Genomic DNA, 20,559 nt, shown 5'->3' on the forward strand with positions numbered 1-20,559 from the left:
TCCGTTTAAGTGGTGCTTTTCGAGCGCCCAAAAAAAACCCCGGATCACCGGGGCTTTTCTTGAAGCTTGCAGCGGCGCTTAGCCTTTATAGGCAGCAACCGACTTGGTGATCGCGGCACGGGCGGCGTCTGCGCCGTCCCAGCCTTCGATTTTCACCCATTTGCCTTTTTCGAGATCTTTGTAGTTCGCGAAGAAGTGCTCGATCTGCTGAATCAGCAGCGGTGGCAGGTCGGTGTATTCCTTCACGTCCACGTACAGCTGGGACAGCTTGTCGTGTGGAACCGCGATGACTTTGGCATCGCCGCCGCCGTCGTCGGTCATGTTCAGGATGCCGACCGGACGAGCGCGGATCACGGAGCCTGGCGCAACCGGGTAAGGGGTCACGACCAGTACGTCGAGGGGATCACCGTCGTCAGCCAGGGTGTTCGGGATGTAACCGTAGTTGGCCGGGTAGAACATTGGGGTGGCCATGAAACGGTCAACGAAGAGGCAATCGCTGTCTTTGTCGATTTCGTACTTGATCGGCGCGTGGTTGGCCGGGATCTCGATCGCGACGTAGATGTCGTTCGGCAGGTCTTTGCCAGCCGGAATCTTGCTGTAGCTCATTGGGCGTTGCCCCCGTTAGTTGACCAAAAACACTTGGCCGGATTGACCAAAAAGTGGCGGCGATTATAGGCATATTCCTACGTCGACGCCATGTACCAGAGGTCGTAGACCTTAGTCATGTGCCTGATAGACCGGGTCCTCGGCGAGAAGTTGCTGGAGCCTCCTCAGCGGGTCCTGGCGATAGAACAGTTTCAGCTGCTCATAGACCTGTGGATAAGCCTCGTGCAGCAAATCCGGAGCACTGAAGAAGTACTCGCTGGTCACGGCGAAAAATTCGGCCGGGTTCTCGGCGGCGTAGGGATCTATCGCGGTCTCGGCGTCAGGATGGCGATCAAGTTGTCGGTCGAGATCGTCATAGGCTTCTTGCATGACTTTCGCCCAGTCGCTGACCCGCATGTCGGCATGCAACGGTGGCAGGCCATTGGCATCGCCGTTGAGCATGTCGAGTTTGTGCGCCAGCTCGTGGATCACCAGGTTGTAGCCTTCCCAGCCACCGCTGGCCATGACGCCGGGCCAGGCGAGGATGATCGGGCCCTGCTGCCAGGCTTCGCCGCTGTGCTCGCCATCCCATTCGTGCTCGACACCGCTGGCGTCGCGATGCCGTTGCGGACTGAGGAAATCGTCGGGGTAGAGGATGATTTCGTGAAAACCCTGGTACCAGTTCAGGTCGCCCAGGTTCAGCAATGGCAGTTGCGCCTGGGCCGCGAGCAGCAGGCGTTGCTCCTGATGGAGTTCAACGCCCGGCAGGGCGGTCAGGTGTTTGTCTTGCAGGAACAGCACGCTGGCTTCACGCAGCCACTGGTCTTCGGCGGCGCTGATGCCATCCAGAAAACTCAGTTGATGGCGCACCCGTTGCCACATGTCGTCGGCAATCGGGTGTTTGGCCAAGGTGCGCTGGCGTCGCCAGGCGCTTAGGGACCACATCGTGAATCAGCGTGTTTCGGCTTTGGAGTTCGAGTTGCCGAAGCGGCTGCGAATCACGCCGATGATCATCGGTAGCAGTGACAGCAGGATGATCCCGACCACCAGCAGCGACAGGTTTTTCTTGATGAACGGTACGTTGCCGAAGAAGTAACCGAGGGTGACCAGGCCGCCAACCCAAAAAACCGTGCCCAGTACGCTGAATCCGAAAAAGCGCGGGTAAGGCATCTTGCCCACGCCGGCGACGAACGGCGCAAAGGTGCGGATGATGGGCAGGAAGCGCGCCAGGGTCACGGTTTTGCCACCGTGCTTGTCATAAAAGTCATGGGTTTGTTGCAGGTAGTCGCGGCGGAAGATTTTCGAGTTCGGGTTGCTGAACAAACGTTCGCCGACCGTTCGGCCGATGATGTAGTTGGTGCTGTCGCCCATTATCGCCGCCAGCATCAGCAGCCCGCCCAGCAACACCGGATCCATACCGCCACCGGCGGCAACGGCGCCGGCGATAAACAGCAGCGAGTCGCCTGGCAGGAAAGGCATCACCACCAGGCCGGTTTCACAAAAGATCACCAGAAAAAGAATGGCGTAAATCCAGGCCCCGTAGTTGGTTACGAGCATGTCGAGGTAGACGTCGAGATGCAGAACGATATCGATCGGGTTGAAATCCATGGTGGGCACCTGTGATAACGGCCCGACTCGGCAGGCCTGTGCATATGACTTCGCGTAAGACTACCGATGGGTGTAGTTTTTCTTACAAGCCGGAAAGATCGGGATTATACGGAGTGAGAAGTGAAAAGAGCGTCGAGATTGTAGCGGGGGATTTCACTCGGGCCGACGCTGGGTGCGCTCTGTTTTGCGGGCGCACACCTGCTCGCGATGAAGGTGACAAATGACACACCGCAATCGAGAGCAAGCTTGCGCCTGCAGGTTTGACGCGGGTCAAAGCTCTTCGCTGATCGGCAACACGTAGTTCTTGAACTCGGTGTCTTCCTTGAACCCGATGGATTCATAGGTTTTCTGTGCGGCCTGGTTGTTGCTGCTGGTGGAAACACGCATGCGCACGGCATTGGTTTCCTTGGCCATTTTCTTCGCGGTACGGATCAGGTTGTCGGCCACCAGTTGGCGGCGGGCGTCTTCGGCGACATAGATGTCGTTGAGGATCCACACGCGTTTGAGCGAGAGCGAGGAAAAGCTTGGATATAACTGACAGAAACCCATCAGCTTGTTGTTGTCGTCATCGGCCAGTGCCAGGTAAATCACTGACTCCTTGCGACGCAGGCGTTTCTCGAGGAACGCCCGGGACGAGTCCGGATACGGCAGGGAGCCATAAAATTCGCGATATTTGACGAACAACGGGGTCAGCAGGTCCAGGTGTTCGAGGGTCGCTTGAATAATCCGCATGGTAGGTCTCGTCTTCAAGTGGCTGTCTTCACGTGCTCTGACGGCAAAAGGTACTCACTGGCAGCCGTGCGTCGATCCTGCCTGAAATCATCCCGAAAGTGCAATGCGGAAGCGGTTCAGGCATCCGGCGGACTCAGTAGGAAATTACCTTTCATGTCCGCGTCAACGTCCGACTCCAGCGTCTGAACCTGCGCTTCATCCTTTAAATTGACGCCCGAAAGCTGCCGTCGGCAGGCCTCGCGCATCAGATACAGCAAACGGTGTGCCGCCATGCCATAACTCAGGCCTTCAAGGCGAATATTGGAAATGCAGTTGCGGTACGCGTCCGTCAGGCCGACCTTGGGACTGTAGGTGAAATACAATCCCAGGCTGTCTGGTGAGCTGAGGCCGGGGCGCTCGCCGATCAGAATCACTGTCATTTTGGCGCCCAGCAGTTCACCGACCTCATCGGCCACCGCAACGCGACCTTGCTCCACCAGAATTACCGGGGCCAGGGACCAGTTTTCGGCGCCAATCTGTTCTTCCAGGCGCGCCAGAAACGGCAACGTGTGGCGATGAACGGCCAGGGCCGACAAACCATCGGCGACTATGATCGCCAGATCGACCCCGCCGGGATGGGCTGATGCGTAATCGCGCAGGATCTGAGCGGACTCATCGCTCAACTTTCGCCCCAAATCGGGGCGCTGCAGGTAGCTGTTGCGATCGATCGCCGCGCTGTGCAGCAAGATGCTTTCGCGCCCACGTTCTGCCAATTGCGAGCTCAGTGCCTTGTGGTCAAACGGCAAATGCACGGCGTCCCGGGCCTGGGCATGGGCATACTGGAAGTCCAGCTGCGCGCGCGTGGGCATGCTGGTGCCCGTGCGGCCCAGGGCGATCCGCGCCGGTGTCAGGCGTCGCAGTTCCAGCCATGGGTTGTGCGGATCGAAGGGTGGTTTATCCATGGAAACACTCATCCCAATTGCGCCAAGGCCTGGCGGAACGCCGGAGGCAGGCTGTTGCCGAAGAGAATCTTGCCGTCCGCTTGAGTGAAGATGCCCATTTTCGCCAGCCATTGTTCGAACTCCGGCGCGGGCTTCAGGCCCAGGGTCTGACGGGCATAGAGCGCGTCGTGGAACGAAGTGGTCTGGTAGTTGAGCATGATGTCGTCGGAGCCGGGGATGCCCATGATGAAGTTGATCCCGGCCACGCCCAGCAGGGTCAACAGGGTGTCCATGTCGTCCTGGTCGGCTTCGGCGTGGTTGGTGTAGCAGATGTCACAGCCCATCGGTACGCCCAGCAGCTTGCCGCAGAAGTGATCTTCAAGGCCGGCGCGAATGATCTGTTTGCCGTTGTAGAGGTACTCCGGGCCGATAAACCCTACGACGGTGTTCACCAGAAACGGATTGAAATGTCGTGCCACGGCGTACGCCCGGGTTTCGCACGTCTGTTGATCGACGCCATGGTGGGCGTTGGCCGACAGGGCGCTGCCCTGGCCGGTTTCGAAATACATCAGGTTTTGCCCGAGGGTGCCGCGATTGAGGCTCAATCCGGCGTCGTAACCTTCCTTCAATACATTCAGATTGATGCCGAAACTGGCGTTGGCCGCCTCGGTGCCGGCGATCGACTGGAACACCAGGTCCAGCGGCACCCCGCGATTCACGGCTTCGATCGACGTCGTGACATGCGTCAGAACGCAGGCCTGTGTCGGGATTTCGTAGCGTTGAATGATGGCGTCGAGCATTTCCAGCATCGCGCAGATCGAGGCGATGCTGTCGGTGGCCGGGTTGATCCCGATCATGGCGTCGCCGTTGCCATGCAGCAAACCGTCAAGGATGCTCGCGGCGATACCGGCCGGTTCATCCGTGGGGTGATTCGGTTGCAGTCGCGTGGAGAGCCGGCCGCGCAGGCCCAGGGTGCCGCGGAACTGCGTGACCACACGGATTTTCTGTGCCACCAGCACCAGATCCTGCACGCGCATGATCTTCGACACAGCGGCGACCATTTCCGGCGTCAGGCCGGGTGCAAGGGCGCGCAGGACATGTTCGTCGGCGGCATCGCTGAGCAGCCAGTCACGAAAACCGCCCACGGTGAGGTGGCTGACGACGCTGAAGGCGTGCTTGTCGTGGGTGTCGATAATCAGCCGGGTGACTTCATCGGCTTCATAAGGAATCAGTACTTCCTGTAGGAAATGGCTTAGCGGAATGTCGGCCAAAGCCATTTGTGCGGCCACACGTTCGCCGTCATTGAGCGCGGCGACGCCGGCCAGAAAATCCCCTGAGCGCGCCGGACTGGCCTTGGCCATCACGTCTTTGAGGTTTTCGAAGCGATAGGTCTGAGCGCCGACGGAATGGGCAAATGCGGCCATGGGGCGGTGTCCTCTGGTCTGTACAAGTCTTGATAACACAAACAGTCCCTGTGGGAGGTAGTGTGCTCCCATCAGGGAATTTGCATGCACTTCAATCATGCAGGCGCCAGGCCAGGAGCCCGGCGCCGGTGCAACTCAGACGCCTTCGAGCATGGCGTCCGCCGGAGCTTCGGAGCGTTGCTTGGCGGTCAACTGGAAATACAGGTAACCGGCGGCCATGAATCCGACGAAAACCAGGCCGATCAAGGTGTTGAACCAGGCCATCGCCACCAGGCACACCACGGCGAGAAACAGCGCGATACCCGGCACGATCGGATAGCCTGGCGCACGGAAGGTGCGCTCCAGGTTCGGCTCGGTTTTACGCAGTTTGAACAGGCTCAGCATACTGATGATGTACATCACGATGGCGCCGAAAACCGACATGGTGATCATCGCTGCCGTCAGGGTCATGCCTTGCAGGTTGACCAGGCCGTCGCTGTAAATTGCCGCGATGCCGATGACGCCGCCGGCAAGGATCGCTCGGTGCGGCGTCTGGAAGCGCGAAAGCTTGGCCAGGCCGCGAGGCAGGTAGCCGGCGCGGGCCAGCGCAAAGAACTGCCGCGAATAGCCCAGGATGATGCCGTGGAAACTTGCCACCAGACCGAACAGGCCTATCCACACCAGCATATGCATCCAGCTTGAATTGTTGCCCACCACGGCCTTCATGGCTTGGGGCAGCGGATCGTTGATGTTCGACAGTTGACGCCAGTCGCCAACGCCGCCGGCCATGACCATTACGCCGATGGCCAGGAACACCAGGGTCAGAATGCCGCTGACGTAGGCCTTGGGGATCGTGCGTTTCGGGTCCTTGGCTTCTTCGGCAGCCATGGCTGCGCCTTCGATGGCGAGAAAAAACCAGATCGCGAAAGGAATGGCGGCGAAAATGCCCGGAATCGAGGCCATCGTGAACTCATTGGAGCCGGACCAGCCATTGAGCACAAAGTTACTGAAGCTGAACCCTGGTGCAACGACGCCCATGAACACCAGTAATTCGGCGACCGCCAGTACGGTGACCACCAGTTCGAAGGTGGCCGCGATGCTGACGCCGAGGATATTCAGGGTCATGAACACGAAATAGGCGCCTACCGCCGCGATTTTCGGGTCCAGTTCCGGGTATTGCACATTGAGGTAGGCGCCGATGGCCATGGCGATCGCCGGGGGCGCAAAGACGAATTCGATCAGGGTGGCGATGCCGGCGATCAAGCCACCTTTCTCGCCAAAGGCTCGCCGGCTGTAGGCAAACGGCCCGCCCGCGTGGGGAATGGCGGTGGTCAATTCGGTGAAACTGAAGATGAAGCAGGTGTACATCGTCGCCACCATCAGGGCGGTGACGAGGAAACCCAGGGTGCCTGCGGTGCCCCAGCCGTAACTCCAGCCGAAGTATTCGCCGGAAATCACCAGGCCGACGGCGATGCCCCATAAATGCAGGGTGCCGAGTGTGGGTTTGAGCTGTGTGGTAGAAGTCATAAGTCCTCGCTGTCTTTTTTATTGTTTGATCTTTTGGACTTTCGGAAGAGGCTTTTGCGTGTAATGCGGGCAGGCAAGGCCCGTGCCAGAGCGGCCAGCCTTTTGTGTTGTGCCATTGAAGGCGCCATCGCGAGCGAGCTTGCTCGCGATGGCTGCTGGAAAGGCGACACAGAATCCCTGTGTCGCCGCGGTTTTTAGAAGAAGCCCAGCGGATTGATGTCGTAGCTCACCAGCAGGTTTTTGGTCTGCTGATAGTGATCGAGCATCATTTTGTGGGTTTCACGGCCGACGCCGGACTTCTTGTAACCGCCAAACGCGGCGTGCGCCGGGTACAGGTGGTAGCAGTTGGTCCACACACGACCGGCCTTGATGGCACGGCCCATGCGGTAGGCGCGGTTGATGTCGCGAGTCCAGAGGCCGGCGCCCAGGCCGAACTCGGTGTCGTTGGCGATGGCCAGGGCTTCTGCTTCGTCCTTGAAGGTGGTGATGCTCACGACCGGGCCGAAGATTTCTTCCTGGAACACCCGCATTTTGTTGGTGCCCTTGAGCAGCGTCGGCTGGATGTAATACCCGGTCGCGAGGGTGCCCTCGAGTTTTTCCACTTTGCCGCCGGTCAGCAGTTCAGCACCTTCGCCCTTGGCAATTTCCAGGTACGAAAGGATTTTATCGAATTGCTGCTCGGACGCCTGGGCGCCGACCATGGTGTCGGTGTCCAGTGGGTCGCCACGTTTGATCTGCAGGACCTTCTTCATCACCACTTGCATGAATTCGTCGTAGATCGACTCTTGCACCAGCGCGCGGGACGGGCAGGTGCAGACTTCACCCTGGTTGAAGAACGCCAGCACCAGGCCTTCGGCGGCTTTTTCGATGAAGCTTGGCTCCGCCTTCATGATGTCTTCGAAGAAGATGTTCGGCGACTTGCCGCCCAGTTCCACGGTGGACGGAATGATGTTTTCGGCGGCGCATTTCATGATGTGCGAGCCGACTGGCGTCGAGCCGGTAAAGGCGATTTTGGCGATGCGTTTGCTGGTCGCCAGGGCTTCGCCGGCTTCTTTACCGAAACCTTGCACAATGTTCAGTACGCCCGGTGGCAGCAGGTCGCCAATCAGCTCGACCAGCACGGTAATGCCCAGCGGGGTTTGTTCGGCAGGCTTGAGCACCACGCAGTTGCCGGCGGCGAGGGCCGGGGCGAGTTTCCAGGCGGCCATCAGGATCGGGAAGTTCCAAGGGATGATCTGCCCGACCACGCCCAGCGGTTCATGGATGTGATAGGCCACGGTGTTGCCGTCTATTTCGGCAGCGCTGCCTTCCTGGGCGCGGATGCAACCGGCGAAGTAGCGGAAGTGGTCGGCGGCCAGCGGAATGTCGGCGTTGAGGGTTTCGCGCACGGCTTTGCCGTTGTCCCAGGATTCGGTGATTGCCAGCAGTTCGAGGTTCTGTTCGATGCGGTCGGCAATTTTCAGCAGCACCAGCGAGCGTGCCTGGGCGGACGTGGCGCCCCAGGCATCGGCGGCCGCGTGGGCGGCGTCCAGGGCCTTGTCGATGTCTTCGGCGGTGGAACGCGGGAATTCGGCAATCGGTTGGCCATTGACTGGCGAGGTATTGGTGAAGTACTGACCTTTGACAGGCGCGACGAACTCGCCGCCGATGTAGTTACCGTATTTGCTCTTGAACGAAACGATAGCGCCTTCAGTACCGGGGTGAGCGTAACGCATGATAGTTCTCCTTGGCTTTTGTACTTATAAGAGAGACGCGCATGTGCGCTTGCTATAAGCGTAGAGCAAGGGTCGGGCCAGTGCCTTGCAGGTCAGGCAAATCAAGGCCTTGGGCGATTTTTGTCGGACGGGCGGGCGGTGTCTGTGACGCTTTCGGTACAGTGCCTGTGACACTTTGTACCGTTTGTGGCACAGCCTGTGACTGGCCGGTCTTGCCGACATTGCAATGCAGGCTAGGCTGGAGGATGCTCGGCATCACCTCAACACGGGTCGCCGAGCCCCGGGGAGAATAATAAGAAATGCACGACAACCATTTGAGTCGCCATGCCCAGCAAGTGCTGACCGTGACGCAGGGTAAAGCCCATCTGCACGGTCCTGGCAGCGATCCGTCCATCGCCCGCTCCTGGCTGCGCTGCCTCGAGGACTATCACCTTGATCCGGCCCTGAGCATGGCGCCGACAGTGCTGGAACATGGACGCGTCCTCGAAAGCCGTGAACGCCTGCAGCAAGTGCTGCACATCGCCGGCAGTGAAATGACCAGCCTGCATCAACAGCTTTCCGGCGCCGGCCATGCAGTGCTGCTGACCGATGCGCGTGGTGTGATCCTCAACTGTGTGACGGCGCCCGCCGAACGGAAGATTTTCGAGCGCGCCGGGCTCTGGCTCGGCGCCGACTGGAGCGAGGCCTGCGAGGGCACCAATGGCATCGGTACCTGCCTGGTGGAGCGCCAGTCGCTGACCATCCACCAGGACGAGCACTTCCGCGGCCGTCATACCGGCCTGACCTGCTCGGCAAGCCCGGTGTTCGACCCCCACGGCGAGCTGCTGGCGGTGCTCGACGTCTCGTCGGCGCGGCATGAGGTGTCGCGTCAGAGTCAGTTCCATACGATGGCCCTGGTCAATCTTTCGGCGAAGATGATCGAGAGCTGCTATTTCCTGCGTTACTTCGATAACCAATGGCTGCTGCGTTTTCATTTGCAGGCCGAGTCCGTCGGGCTGTTCAGCGAAGGGTTGCTGGCGTTCGATGGGGAGGGGCGAATCTGCGCGGTCAATCAGAGCGCACTGAACCTGCTGGGCCATGTGCGCGGTGGATTGCTGGGCAAGCCGGTTGAGGCATTTTTCGATTGTTCGCTGGATGAGTTGCTTGGCCGTGCGAGCGCCAATGCCAGCGCCAGTTGGCCGCTGCGCACCCGTGACGGGCGCAAGCTGTTCGCCGTATTGCGCGGGCAGCCGCGCCGCGTGCCAGTGCCACTGGCGCCCAGTCCGGTGGTTGAGGAGCGTGCGCCGTCATCGGGTATTTGCCTGGGCGATGCCGGTTTGCAGGCGGATTTCCGCAAGGCCCTGCGGGTGTACGAACGGGACGTGCCATTGCTGATCAACGGTGAAACCGGCTCGGGTAAAGAGGCGTTTGCCAAAGCCGTCCATCGCGCCAGTCAACGGGCGGACAAGGCGTTTGTCGCCCTCAACTGCGCCGCCATCCCGGAAAGCCTGATCGAGAGCGAGCTGTTCGGCTATCGCGGCGGCAGTTTCACCGGGGCGCGCAAGGAAGGCATGCGCGGCAAGTTGCAACAGGCCGATGGAGGCACCTTGTTCCTCGACGAGATCGGCGACATGCCTCTGGCGATGCAGACGCGCCTGTTGAGGGTGCTGGAGGATCGTCAGGTGGTGCCGATCGGTGGCGAGCCGGAGGCGGTCAACGTGCGGATCATTAGCGCCACGCACCGCAATCTGCTGGACCGGGTGCAGGAAGGCAGTTTCCGTGAGGACCTGTTCTATCGACTCAACGGGCTGGAGGTCGCGCTGCCGGCATTGCGCGATCGCAGTGACAAATCGCAACTGCTGGACTTTTTGCTGGCCGAAGAGGCGGGCGCAGAACCGGTCGTGATCGACGGGCCGGCCCGCCAGGCCCTGCTGGATTTCGCCTGGCCGGGCAATGTGCGGCAGTTGCGCAACGTGCTGCGGACATTGGCCGCGTTGTGCGAGGGCGGGCGGATTGTGCTGGACGATTTGCCGGCGATGATTCGCCAGACCCGACCGGCGGTTCGACCGGTCATTGAAGAGCCTGCCGAACATCCGCTGGAAGATGCCGAACGCTTGGCGCTGTTGAATGCGCTGGAGCAAACGCGTTGGCACATGACCCACACGGCTGAGCAACTGGGAGTCAGCCGTAACACGCTTTACAGAAAACTGCGCAAACACGGTATCGCCCGCTAGGGCCAGCCAATCGGTGGGAGCACGGAAAGTCGTGCTTCCACCGGTCCAGCCATCAGCGTGGGCTGAAACACAAGGTGCGATTTTCCCCTCCCTAAGCTAACCTGCGGCCATGTTTTACGAGGTCGACTATGCACATTCATATTCTTGGTATCTGCGGCACTTTCATGGGTTCGATGGCGGTTCTGGCCAAAGAGCTGGGCCATCACGTGACGGGCTCCGATGCCAACGTCTATCCGCCGATGAGCACCCAGCTCGAGGCTCAGGGCATTGAATTGACCCAGGGTTATGACCCGTCGCAACTGGACCCGGCCCCCGACCTGGTGGTGATCGGCAACGCCATGTCGCGTGGCAACCCCGCCGTGGAATATGTACTGAACAAAGGCCTGCCCTATGTTTCCGGTCCGCAATGGCTGGCGGACCACGTGCTGCAAGGTCGCTGGGTGCTGGCCGTTGCCGGTACTCATGGCAAAACCACCACCAGTAGCATGCTCGCCTGGGTGCTGGAGCATGCGGGCATGAGCCCGGGCTTCCTGATCGGCGGTGTGCCGCAGAATTTCTCGGTGTCGGCGCGTTTGGGTGATACGCCGTTCTTCGTCATCGAAGCCGATGAGTACGACAGTGCGTTCTTCGACAAGCGTTCCAAATTCGTGCACTACCGTCCGCGCACGGCGATCCTGAACAATCTGGAGTTCGATCACGCGGACATCTTCCCTGATCTGCCGGCCATCGAGCGGCAATTTCATCACTTGGTGCGGACCATCCCGAGTGAAGGCCTGATCATTCATCCGACCACCGAGCCCGCCTTGCAACGCGTCATCGAGATGGGCTGCTGGACCCCGGTGCAAACCACGGGTGCCGGCGGCCAGTGGCAGGTCAAGCTGCTCAGCGAAGACGGCTCGAAGTTCGAAGTGATGTTCGAAGGTGCTTCCCAGGGCGTGGTCGAGTGGGACATGACCGGCCAGCACAACGTTGCCAACGCACTGGCCACACTGGCGGCTGCACGTCACGTCGGTGTGGTGCCGTCCATGGGCATCGCCGCCTTGAGCGCTTTCAAAAGCGTGAAGCGTCGCATGGAAAAAGTCGCGGAGGTGCGCGGCATCACTATTTATGACGACTTCGCTCACCATCCGACCGCCATCGCCACCACGCTCGACGGCTTGCGTAAACGCATTGGCGATGCACCGTTGATCGCTATCATCGAGCCGCGCTCCAATTCCATGAAGCTCGGGGCGCACCGTGATGGTTTGCCGGAAAGCGTGGTCGATGCCGACCAGGTGATCTGGTACGCACCGGCCAACCTCGGTTGGGATCTGGCGGGCACCGCCGCGCTGTGTACGGTGCCGTCGATCGTCAGTGATTCGCTCGAAGGCATCATTGAGCGCGTTAAGAGTCAGTCCCAGCCCGGCACTCACGTGGTGATCATGAGCAACGGTGGCTTTGGCGGCCTGCACGGCAAACTCGCCGAGGCGCTCAAATGAACAACGGCCCGGACCGCATCACCCTGGCGATGACAGGCGCTTCCGGCGCCCAGTATGGCTTGCGCCTGCTCGACTGCCTGGTGCGCGAAGAGCGGGAAGTGCACTTTCTGATTTCCAAGGCCGCGCAATTGGTGATGGCCACCGAAACCGACGTCACGCTGCCGGCCAAACCGCAGATGATGCAGGCCTTCCTCACCGAATACACCGGCGCTGCGGCGGGGCAGATTCGGGTGTATGGGAAGGAAGACTGGATGTCGCCGGTGGCCTCGGGCTCCGGCGCACCGGCGGCGATGGTGGTGGTGCCGTGCTCTACCGGGACGTTGTCAGCCATCGCGACCGGCGCCTGCAACAACCTGATCGAACGTGCCGCCGATGTGACGCTGAAGGAGCGTCGCCAGCTGATCGTGGTGCCCCGTGAAGCGCCGTATTCGAGCATTCACCTGGAAAACATGCTCAAGTTGTCGAACATGGGCGTGACTATTCTGCCAGCATCGCCGGGCTTCTATCATCAGCCGCAAACCATCGACGACCTGATCGATTTCGTCGTGGCGCGCATTCTCAACCTGTTGAATATTCCGCAAGACATGCTGCCGCGCTGGGGCGAACACCATCTGACCAGCGATGAATAAGTTTCTGACGATTGTTCTCGCCTTGCAGTTGGCCGGGTGCGCCACCGCGCGCACGCTGGATGCCGCGAAGCCGGGTGCGCCGGTGGTGTACTCAGGGACTCGGCTGGATCTGTATGCGATGAACGGTGGTTGTTGCGCGATGGACCGCTTCGGTGCCGAAGCGCCGAGCTATCCCGGCGTCGACCTGCCGGCCAGCGCACTGCTCGACACCCTGCTGCTGCCTTTGTCGTTGCTGACTGTGATCGGGGTCAGTTTTCAGGCGACAGGCGGATTGTAGGAAAGCCGGCTTCTGCGGCGAGGGGCGGTGCGGCGTTCCGACAAGCCCCCTCGCCACAAGTTGGTCAGTCTATTTGCCGAGCTTGCGCAGCTCATCCGACTCGACAATCCGCACTCCATCCTGTTCTTCCAGCGCCAGTCGCCACATGGCGCGGGCCATTTGGCAGGCCTCGATGCCGTGGTACTTGCCCGGTATCAGGCGAGACAGTGGGCCGGCGAGTTTCTCTGCCAGGCGCGGTTCGGTGCGCTCACCCAACAGCAGTGATGGACGGCAGATGGTCAGTTGCGGCCAGTCCTGCGCGCGCAATGCCTGCTCCATCTCTCCTTTTACCCGGTTGTAGAAAATCGGAGACTTCGGATCGGCGCCCAAGGCGCTGATCACGATCAGATGACGGGCGCCCATTTCCCGCGCCCGTTTGGAGAAGGCCACCACCATGTCCAGGTCCACCGCGCGAAACGCCTGTTCCGAGCCTGCCTGCTTGATGGTGGTGCCCAGGCAGCAATAGGCGATGTCGACGCGACCGTTCAATTGCGGGAGGAACACGGCCGGGTCGCCGACCGGGTTTTCAAGGTGGGGATGTTTGGCCAGCGCCCGGCGTGAGGGCGCCAGAACCCGCGTAATGGTCGGCTCATTGAGCAAGCGATCGAGTAGATGTTCACCGGTCAACCCGGTGGCTCCGGCAAGCAGTACGTGCTGAGGCGTCAAGTACATAGTGTTTCTCCCTTGATACCATCAGCTTAGTTGTTCTTTGTATCCTTGCTTTCAATGGCGGCACTTTGCAGGGCTTTGCGTGCCTGTTGTTTACGTAACAGCTGCCAGTGGGAGAGCACGGTTTTCGGTGCCCAGATCTGCGGTTCGGAGGCTTCGAAGCCATCGGCCAGCTCGCGCTCGGCGACAGTCGCCCTGGCCAGCTTGAAGGCCTGTTCCAGATCATCGGTCTGGTTCAGGGCCTGGGCGAACAGGGCATCGCCGAAGTAAGTGAAGTTGGCTTCTTCCGAACAGCCAAAGGACACGCGGTCAGCCCGCGAGGCGGTCATGATCAGGGTTCGTTCATCCTTGAGGGCAGGGATGAAGCCGCCGGAGTAGCAGGCCGAAATCACGATGACCTTGTCGCGGTTTTTCAGTGGTGCCAGGACGGCGGCCAGTTCGTCGGCCGGCAGATCGGCCAGTTCCATGCGCGGCTGGTCGAGCACCAGTTCGTGATCACTGGTGCCGTGGCTGGTCAGGTAGATGAAAATCAGGTCTTCCGGCCCGCTGCGTTCGGCCAGGGTCACGGCGGCGCGGCGCATGTTTTCCCGGGTGGCCATCGGGCGATCGACGAGGTGGTCGCGATGGTTCACCAGGCGGATCTGGCCAAAGGCGCCGAAGCGGCTGGTGAGCATGTTGGCGACGTAGTCGGATTCGCGCAGGAACACGCTCTGCTTGCCATCGCCGCCGAGGGTCAAGGTGTACAGCTCGACGGCCGGAGTCGAGGCCGGCACATTGCTGAGTGCGTCCTCCAGCAGGCGGCCCTGGGCCAGTAGGCCGAGTTCGAGGCTGTCGGGGAGTAATTTGCCATTTGCATCGCGCACGCGCTGGCCGTTGATCCAGGTACCGCTTTGTACCGTGCCGTCCGTCAGCACCAGGGTGCCGCGACCGGAATAGCTGTCGTTGTCGAACTGGCCGATATAGAAACTGCCATCAGGCAGGTTCAGGCGACCTTGGCCGGCAAAGCGCCAGTCGCTGAATTGACCAATGTAATGGCTGCCATCGGCGCCGATCAACTCGCCCTTGCCGTTCAGCGAGCCTTCCTCGAATTGGCCCAGCCAGACGTCGCCGTCGGCGTTTTCGTAGCGGCCCTTGCCGTGCAGTTGATTGTTCTTGAAACCGCCGACATAAATGTCGCCGTCGGCACTGTTGAACGTCCCGTTGCCTTGCAGCTGTCCATCGACGAAGTGCCCGGTGAACTGATTGCCGTTGCCGTCCCCGCGCTGGCCTTCGCCGTTGGGCTTGCCGTGGGCGAACTGGCCCTGATAGGCGCTGCCATCATCGAGTTCGAGACGGCCAAGCCCTGAATACTGATCGGCTTTGAATTCGCCGCGGTAGGTCATGCCGTTTTCTTTGAGGGTGCCTTCGCCGTCGCGGCGTCCGAGTTTGAAGCTACCGGTGAAGCTGCTGCCATTGGTGGTCAGGCTGCCCTGGCCGTCGAACAGCCCTTGCTTGAATTGCCCGCGATAAACCTCGCCGTTGCTGCCGTGCCATTCGCCCTGGCCATGCCATTGGCCTTGGTCGAACTCACCGGCATACCAACTGCCGTTCGGGTAATCGATGCGACCCTGGCCTTGCAGCAGCCCATTGACCAGATCTCCACGATAGCGTCCGCCATCCGGCAGGCGGGCGTCAGGGGGCAGCGGCGATTCGCCGTCGCCGCAAGCGGTGAGCATCAGGGTCAAGGCAAGGAGTGCGAGTGAGCGCATAGCAGGATCCGGGCAATTAGGCGACGGAGTATGCCGCAGCTATGTGACCTTATACAGTCGGTATAAAAGGAGGTGATGCGAAACAGTGCGGCCTGCTTCGCATCCGGGATGGTTTACACGAAGCAGAGCGACAGGGGCTCAGCGATGTACGCCGGCTTGTCCGAGCCTTCGATTTCAAGGGTCGCGGTGGCTTTGAGCAGCCATTGGCCGGGTTTCTTCTCGGTGACTTCGGTCAGGTCGACTTTGAGGCGCACGTTCGAATTGACCTTGACCGGCTGAATGAAGCGCACGCTATCGAGGCCGTAGTTGACCACCATCTTCAAGCCCTCGGGCATGACGAGGATGTCTTCCATCAGTTTTGGAATCAGTGACAGGGACAGGAAACCGTGGGCTATGGTGCTGCCAAAGGGCGTTTGCGCGGCTTTGACCGGATCGACATGGATGAACTGATAGTCCCCTGTGGCTTCGGCGAACAGGTTGATGCGTTCCTGATCGATGGTGAGCCATTCGGAACGTCCAAGTTCCTTGCCGACATAATCATTGAGCTCTGCAACTGGAACATAGGGCATTGAGACTCTCCTTGGGTTCATCGGTTTTATAGTTTTGAATGGGGGGATTTTTGGCCTCCCGGCTTACCACTTTAGATCAACATGGCAAATTGCTCCGGTCAACCGACCATGCTTTTGGCGAATGCCGGTCTATAGCGCCGGCGTGCTTATAATGCCCGGGCCAATGCGGGTGACGGATTTGCGGGAGATGAAGAATGTTGTTACGTGGCCTGACCTGGCTGGTGCTGTTCCAATTGCTCGGCACCGCGATAAACCATTTGTTTTTGCCAGTGCTGCCGGGGCCGATTGTCGGTCTGCTGCTGTTGCTGGTGTTTCTGATCAGTCGTGGTCAGGTGGGTGAACCGCTGAACCTGGCGGCCAGCAGCCTGTTGCGATATTTGCCCTTGCTGCTGGTGCCGCCGGCGGTGGGCGTGATGGTTTACGCCAAAGACATTGCCGCTGATTTCTGGGCCATCACGGGAGCCTTGGTGTTGTCGCTGCTGCTGTCCATGGCCTTCGCGGGCGTGCTGATGCAGCGCTTGATCAAGCGTCATGCTCACCATCCCGAGGACAACCAATGATCCTTGACTGGTACGGCGCCTGGACGTCGGTGATTCACCATCCATTGTTCGGTATCGGCATTACCCTCGGCGCCTATCAGCTGGTACTGGCCGCATTCGAGAAAACCCGCTGGATTTTTTTGCAGCCGGTGCTGGTCTCCATGTTGCTGGTGATCGGTGTGCTGGTGGGCTGCGGGCTGACCTACGCCGAGTACCGCAAGAGCACCGAGATTCTCAGCATTTTGCTCGGCCCGGCGACAGTCGCGCTGGCCGTCCCGCTTTATCTCAACCTGCGGCGGATTCGGCAGTTGTTCTGGCCGATTTTTACTACGCTGGTGATAGGCGGCGTGGTGGCTACGGGCATGGGCGTGCTGTTGGGCTGGTGGTTCGGTGCCGAACACATGATCCTGATGACCATGGCGCCGAAGTCGGTGACTTCGCCGATTGCCATGTTGGTGGCCGAGCAAATCGGCGGTGTCGCGGCGCTGGCGGCGGTGTTCGTGTTGATCACGGGTGTGATCGGGGCGATATTCGGCCCGAGCCTGCTGACCCGGCTCGGTGTCCACAGCCCCGAGGCACGCGGCATGGCGCTGGGCATGACCGCTCACGCGGTTGGCACGTCGGTGGCCTTGCAGGAAAGTGAAGAGTGCGGCGCGTTCGCGGCGCTGGCGATGAGTTTGATGGGCGTGGCCACGGCGGTGTTCCTGCCGTTGGCGGTGTCGATAGTGGTTTGAAGGAAATGTCTATGAGTCTGCCGCTTTTTCCGCTGAATACGGTGCTGTTTCCTGGCTGCGTCCTCGACTTGCAGATTTTCGAGGCGCGCTACCTGGACATGATCGGTCGCTGCATGAAGCAGGGCGGCGGCTTCGGTGTGGTGTGCATTCTAGACGGCGAAGAAGTCGGCATCGCTCCGGCGGGTTACGCGCTGGTCGGATGCGAGGCGCTGATCACCGACTTCAAGCAGCAGGACAACGGCCTGCTCGGGATTCGAGTCCAGGGCGGTCGGCGATTCCATGTGTTGCGCACCGAGGTTCAGCGCGATCAGTTGACCGTCGCCGAGGTCGAGTGGCTGGAAGATGAGCCCGAGCAACCACTACAGGATGAGGACGCCGATCTGATGGCCTTGCTCAAGGCGCTGGCCGAACACCCGATGGTCGAAGCGCTGAACATGGGCACGGAAGCGACCGGCCAACAGTCGTTGGCCAATCAGTTGGCTTACCTCTTGCCGTTCGCCGAAGTGGACAAGATCGACCTGCTGCAACTCGATGATCCGCAGCAACGACTTGACGCGATTCAGGCGTTGCTGGACGAGTTGCAAGGGGAATTGTTTGCCTGAGCAGCAATTGGCAACGATTCGGTCAGGTTGCCAGCATTGAAGGGCGCCAAGGATTTATTTAGTTTGCGGTTGGTCCACACGAAGTGGCCAATTTCATTACTAAAAGGAATTAAAATCATGACTATCTACACAACCGAACGCGCCGCTTGGGAAGCTGCTGCTGTGGGCTACATGCTTAAACATGCCAGCCTCGGGCAATCTTTTGAGGACACCGCAGCCACGGCAGGTCGGCTTGCTGATGCTCTGATTCTTGAGATGCGCAAGCGTCAAAGTGCTTGATCGTTGATGAACTGAATACGGTTCAAAAAAGAACCCCGGCCTGTCAGGCCGGGGTTCTTTTTTAATAGGCATACCGCAGCATGGTGTGCGGCAAATGCCGGATCACGAAGAATGCGAACAGCGCCACCAGCGCCGGCAATACCAGCCACCATACCCTGGGCGGCAGGGCGTTGAGCGAAGTCTGACGCTGGATCAACCACAGGCTCGTCGCGCAGACGCATGCCGCCAGCATCGCCCCGGCCAAAATATCCGTCGGCCAATGCGCGCCGAGGTAGACGCGGGAAAGGGAAATCGCCAGCGCCGGCAGGCATCCCACCAGCAGCCAGGTCAGGCGCATCCGTGGTGGCTGCCCGCGGCCGGCCAGTACGGCGAGGGTCAGGAACAGCGCGAAAGAGCCTGACGCGTGGCCGCTGGGCATGCTGTAGCTGGTCAGTGGGTCGCTGAGCACTTCCGGGCGCACACGGGCGAAAAAATGCTTGGTCAAGGTGTTGGCCAGTGCGGTGCACATCAGCGTGCTGCCGGCGAAGATCGCCGGACGCCATTGGCGGGTGATCAGCAGTAGCCCGACCAGCAAGGCACTGAACAGCAGCATGTTGCGGAATTCGCCAATCAGCGTGAAGACAACGGCCACTTCATCGAGCATCGGGCTGCGGTGCTCCTGTACCAGGGCCATAACCCCCTGGTCGAGGGCCGTCAGGTGCGGATAGCCGATAAACAACCCTGCCAGAATCAGAGCACTCATGCCTGCAATGAACATCGTGGCCTTGCGGTGGCGACGCAGGCTGCTGGTCGCGCTCAGTCCCACCATGACTGCAATACTGCCGGCGACGATGCCCGCCTGCAGCCAGAAGCCTTCGGGCAACGGCAAGCGAATCGCCGCGCCGGTGGCCCAACCCGGCAGTAGATACGCTACCGACCATCCCGCCGCCGCCAGCAGGCTGACAGCGAAGAAGCGTGGGAATGGCATGTCGAACATCCCGGCGACCATCGGCAGCATGGGCCGCAAGGGGCCAATGAAACGCCCGACCAGCAGGCTGGCAATGCCGTAGCGCTGGAAGTATGACTCGGCCCCGGCGATCCACTCCGGGTGATGGCGCAATCCGGGCAGGCGACGGATGTTCTGATGGAAATGCCGTCCCAGGAAATAGGACACGACGTCGCCCAGTACGCCGGCGAGGAAGCCCAGCAATAATGTTTCGCTCAACGACAGCGCACCGCTGCCGGCCAGCACTGCCACGGCGAATAACAAAACCGTGCCGGGGACGATCAGCCCGGCAATCGCCAGGCACTCCACGAAGGCCACGATGAATACTGCCGCTGCCAGCCATTGCGGGTTGACCGTCAACCAGGCCGTCACGCTATCGAGCCATGGGCCCATAAAGACAACTCCATTGAATGTTCAATTGATCCTGCTGAATCCACACAGCTCTGGTAAAGACGTCACCGAACCCTGTGGGAGCGGGCTTGCCCGCGATAGCGGTAGGCCAGTCGACATCGATAGACGGGTATGGCCTCATCGCGGGCAAGCCCGCTCCCACAGGGGATTTCTGTTTGCATCAAGTCTGAGTCAATTTCAGGACAGCACAAAATAATCGCGACCTTCGACCTGCCCCCGTCGCAGCGGGTTCCGCGTGCAATGGGCGGCATAGGCCCCATCCACGAAGCGGTACATCAAGTGTTCGTCACGCCCTTGAGGAATGCCCAGGCGCGTGGCCTGGATGATATGGGGAGGGGACTGGCCGACGTCTTCCACCAGTAGTACATCATGATCAAAGCGCTTTGCATCCCAGACGGGCACCTTCAGTCCCAAGGACTTGCAAAGCAATGTTTGCCCCGCGCACAGCTTCTGCGAGGGGCGAGGGCGGCCTTGGGCGTCGGGGTTGTTCAAGAGCATCTGCGCCAGGCTCGCCGGTCCGCTGACCTCATCGACCCAAGGGTAGGCGGATTTGATCAGCACCGCGTTGCCAGGGCCTTGAGCGCTGAAGTTGAGGGAATCGCCGCCACGGGCGTAATACATATAAATGTGGCCGCCATCCAGAAACAAAGCCTTACGCTTTTCTGTGTAACCGAGGGAGGCGTGACTGCCTTTTTCTTCGCAGTAATAGGCTTCTGTTTCGATAATCCGGGCGCTGAGCCACAGGTCGCCGACCCGATGGCGGATGACTTTGCCCAGTAGATCCCGGGCCAGCGTTTGGGCGTCACGGTCGAAAAAAGCGTCCGGGAGGCCCTTGGGCAGGCTCGCGGCGGACTCACGAACAGTCAGATTAGTCATGATGAACGGCGTTTATCAGGG

The 20,559-nt window shown here is 60.3% G+C and carries 21 protein-coding genes; 8 read left to right on the plus strand and 13 right to left on the minus strand.

Features of this window, described 5'->3' with window-relative positions; translation table 11 throughout:
* Positions 1-78 precede the first annotated feature (78 nt).
* The 8 genes from ppa to exaC form a co-directional block, all read right to left on the minus strand.
* Positions 79-606: an inorganic diphosphatase gene (gene ppa / locus BLV61_RS18765; RefSeq protein WP_003228599.1), complete on the minus strand. Its 528-nt coding sequence runs from the start codon at positions 604-606 to the stop codon at positions 79-81.
* 111 nt (positions 607-717) lie between these two features.
* Positions 718-1,530 carry a M90 family metallopeptidase gene (locus BLV61_RS18770; protein WP_090466881.1) on the minus strand — a complete coding sequence of 271 codons (813 nt, stop codon included), beginning with the start codon at positions 1,528-1,530 and terminating at the stop codon, positions 718-720.
* A 6-nt stretch (positions 1,531-1,536) separates the two neighbouring features.
* Entirely contained in the window at positions 1,537-2,193 is a 657-nt protein-coding gene (locus BLV61_RS18775; protein ID WP_090466883.1) for a DedA family protein, read from the minus strand.
* Positions 2,194-2,463: 270 nt separating this feature from the next.
* Positions 2,464-2,925 (minus strand): GNAT family N-acetyltransferase, encoded by a 462-nt coding sequence (locus tag BLV61_RS18780; RefSeq protein WP_047533786.1) that lies wholly within the window; start codon positions 2,923-2,925, stop codon positions 2,464-2,466.
* A gap of 116 nt (positions 2,926-3,041) precedes the next feature.
* Positions 3,042-3,866: an ethanolamine ammonia-lyase subunit EutC gene (eutC, locus tag BLV61_RS18785; RefSeq protein ID WP_090466886.1), complete on the minus strand. Its 825-nt coding sequence runs from the start codon at positions 3,864-3,866 to the stop codon at positions 3,042-3,044.
* Between the two features lie 8 nt (positions 3,867-3,874).
* The gene (locus BLV61_RS18790) at positions 3,875-5,269 is read right to left on the minus strand and encodes an ethanolamine ammonia-lyase subunit EutB (RefSeq protein WP_090466887.1); all 1,395 of its coding nucleotides are present in this window, start codon (positions 5,267-5,269) and stop codon (positions 3,875-3,877) included.
* A gap of 135 nt (positions 5,270-5,404) precedes the next feature.
* The gene (gene eat / locus BLV61_RS18795; protein ID WP_090466889.1) at positions 5,405-6,775 is read right to left on the minus strand and encodes an ethanolamine permease; all 1,371 of its coding nucleotides are present in this window, start codon (positions 6,773-6,775) and stop codon (positions 5,405-5,407) included.
* 194 nt (positions 6,776-6,969) lie between these two features.
* Positions 6,970-8,490: an acetaldehyde dehydrogenase ExaC gene (exaC, locus tag BLV61_RS18800; RefSeq protein ID WP_047533778.1), complete on the minus strand. Its 1,521-nt coding sequence runs from the start codon at positions 8,488-8,490 to the stop codon at positions 6,970-6,972.
* Positions 8,491-8,789: 299 nt separating this feature from the next.
* Between exaC and BLV61_RS18805 the strand changes: the two genes are divergently transcribed.
* The 4 genes from BLV61_RS18805 to BLV61_RS18820 all read left to right on the plus strand — a co-directional run bounded on the left by BLV61_RS18805 (position 8,790) and on the right by BLV61_RS18820 (position 13,087).
* Complete coding sequence (locus BLV61_RS18805) at positions 8,790-10,703, plus strand: sigma-54-dependent Fis family transcriptional regulator (RefSeq protein WP_090466891.1); 1,914 nt, start codon at positions 8,790-8,792, stop codon at positions 10,701-10,703.
* A gap of 128 nt (positions 10,704-10,831) precedes the next feature.
* Positions 10,832-12,181 carry a UDP-N-acetylmuramate:L-alanyl-gamma-D-glutamyl-meso-diaminopimelate ligase gene (gene mpl, locus BLV61_RS18810; RefSeq protein WP_090466893.1) on the plus strand — a complete coding sequence of 450 codons (1,350 nt, stop codon included), beginning with the start codon at positions 10,832-10,834 and terminating at the stop codon, positions 12,179-12,181.
* The gene (ubiX, locus tag BLV61_RS18815; RefSeq protein ID WP_090466896.1) at positions 12,178-12,810 is read left to right on the plus strand and encodes a flavin prenyltransferase UbiX; all 633 of its coding nucleotides are present in this window, start codon (positions 12,178-12,180) and stop codon (positions 12,808-12,810) included. The genes mpl and ubiX overlap by 4 nt, the downstream gene beginning before the upstream one ends.
* Positions 12,803-13,087 carry a YceK/YidQ family lipoprotein gene (locus tag BLV61_RS18820; protein ID WP_047533769.1) on the plus strand — a complete coding sequence of 95 codons (285 nt, stop codon included), beginning with the start codon at positions 12,803-12,805 and terminating at the stop codon, positions 13,085-13,087. The genes ubiX and BLV61_RS18820 overlap by 8 nt, the downstream gene beginning before the upstream one ends.
* Before the next feature lie 69 nt (positions 13,088-13,156).
* On the opposite strand, the gene BLV61_RS18825 is transcribed toward BLV61_RS18820, so the two are convergent.
* The 3 genes from BLV61_RS18825 to BLV61_RS18835 all read right to left on the minus strand — a co-directional run bounded on the left by BLV61_RS18825 (position 13,157) and on the right by BLV61_RS18835 (position 16,112).
* A complete protein-coding gene (locus BLV61_RS18825; RefSeq protein ID WP_047533767.1) occupies positions 13,157-13,798 on the minus strand; it encodes an oxidoreductase in 642 nt (213 codons plus the stop codon).
* A gap of 26 nt (positions 13,799-13,824) precedes the next feature.
* The gene (locus tag BLV61_RS18830; RefSeq protein ID WP_047533764.1) at positions 13,825-15,543 is read right to left on the minus strand and encodes a C13 family peptidase; all 1,719 of its coding nucleotides are present in this window, start codon (positions 15,541-15,543) and stop codon (positions 13,825-13,827) included.
* Positions 15,544-15,656: 113 nt separating this feature from the next.
* Positions 15,657-16,112, minus strand: a complete 456-nt coding sequence (locus BLV61_RS18835; protein WP_047533758.1) for a MaoC family dehydratase — start codon at positions 16,110-16,112, stop codon at positions 15,657-15,659.
* 194 nt (positions 16,113-16,306) lie between these two features.
* Here BLV61_RS18835 and BLV61_RS18840 point away from each other — a divergent pair, with 194 nt between their 5' ends.
* The 4 genes from BLV61_RS18840 to BLV61_RS31330 all read left to right on the plus strand — a co-directional run bounded on the left by BLV61_RS18840 (position 16,307) and on the right by BLV61_RS31330 (position 18,266).
* Positions 16,307-16,672, plus strand: a complete 366-nt coding sequence (locus BLV61_RS18840) for a CidA/LrgA family protein (protein WP_047533756.1) — start codon at positions 16,307-16,309, stop codon at positions 16,670-16,672.
* Complete coding sequence (locus BLV61_RS18845) at positions 16,669-17,385, plus strand: LrgB family protein (RefSeq protein WP_047533755.1); 717 nt, start codon at positions 16,669-16,671, stop codon at positions 17,383-17,385. Before BLV61_RS18840 ends, BLV61_RS18845 begins: the two co-directional genes overlap by 4 nt.
* A gap of 11 nt (positions 17,386-17,396) precedes the next feature.
* Positions 17,397-17,987 carry an LON peptidase substrate-binding domain-containing protein gene (locus tag BLV61_RS18850; protein ID WP_047533753.1) on the plus strand — a complete coding sequence of 197 codons (591 nt, stop codon included), beginning with the start codon at positions 17,397-17,399 and terminating at the stop codon, positions 17,985-17,987.
* A 117-nt stretch (positions 17,988-18,104) separates the two neighbouring features.
* Positions 18,105-18,266: a hypothetical protein gene (locus BLV61_RS31330; RefSeq protein WP_158249377.1), complete on the plus strand. Its 162-nt coding sequence runs from the start codon at positions 18,105-18,107 to the stop codon at positions 18,264-18,266.
* Between the two features lie 61 nt (positions 18,267-18,327).
* On the opposite strand, the gene BLV61_RS18855 is transcribed toward BLV61_RS31330, so the two are convergent.
* Both BLV61_RS18855 and BLV61_RS18860 read right to left on the minus strand, forming a co-directional pair.
* Positions 18,328-19,644 carry a bifunctional DedA family/phosphatase PAP2 family protein gene (locus BLV61_RS18855; RefSeq protein WP_090466898.1) on the minus strand — a complete coding sequence of 439 codons (1,317 nt, stop codon included), beginning with the start codon at positions 19,642-19,644 and terminating at the stop codon, positions 18,328-18,330.
* A 195-nt stretch (positions 19,645-19,839) separates the two neighbouring features.
* On the minus strand, positions 19,840-20,538 hold the full coding sequence (locus BLV61_RS18860; RefSeq protein WP_090466900.1) for a DNA-3-methyladenine glycosylase: 699 nt from the start codon (positions 20,536-20,538) through the stop codon (positions 19,840-19,842).
* Positions 20,539-20,559 lie beyond the last annotated feature (21 nt).

The sequence above is a fragment of the Pseudomonas mohnii genome, from assembly GCF_900105115.1.
In the GTDB taxonomy this organism is placed as follows: Bacteria; Pseudomonadota; Gammaproteobacteria; order Pseudomonadales; family Pseudomonadaceae; genus Aquipseudomonas; species Aquipseudomonas mohnii.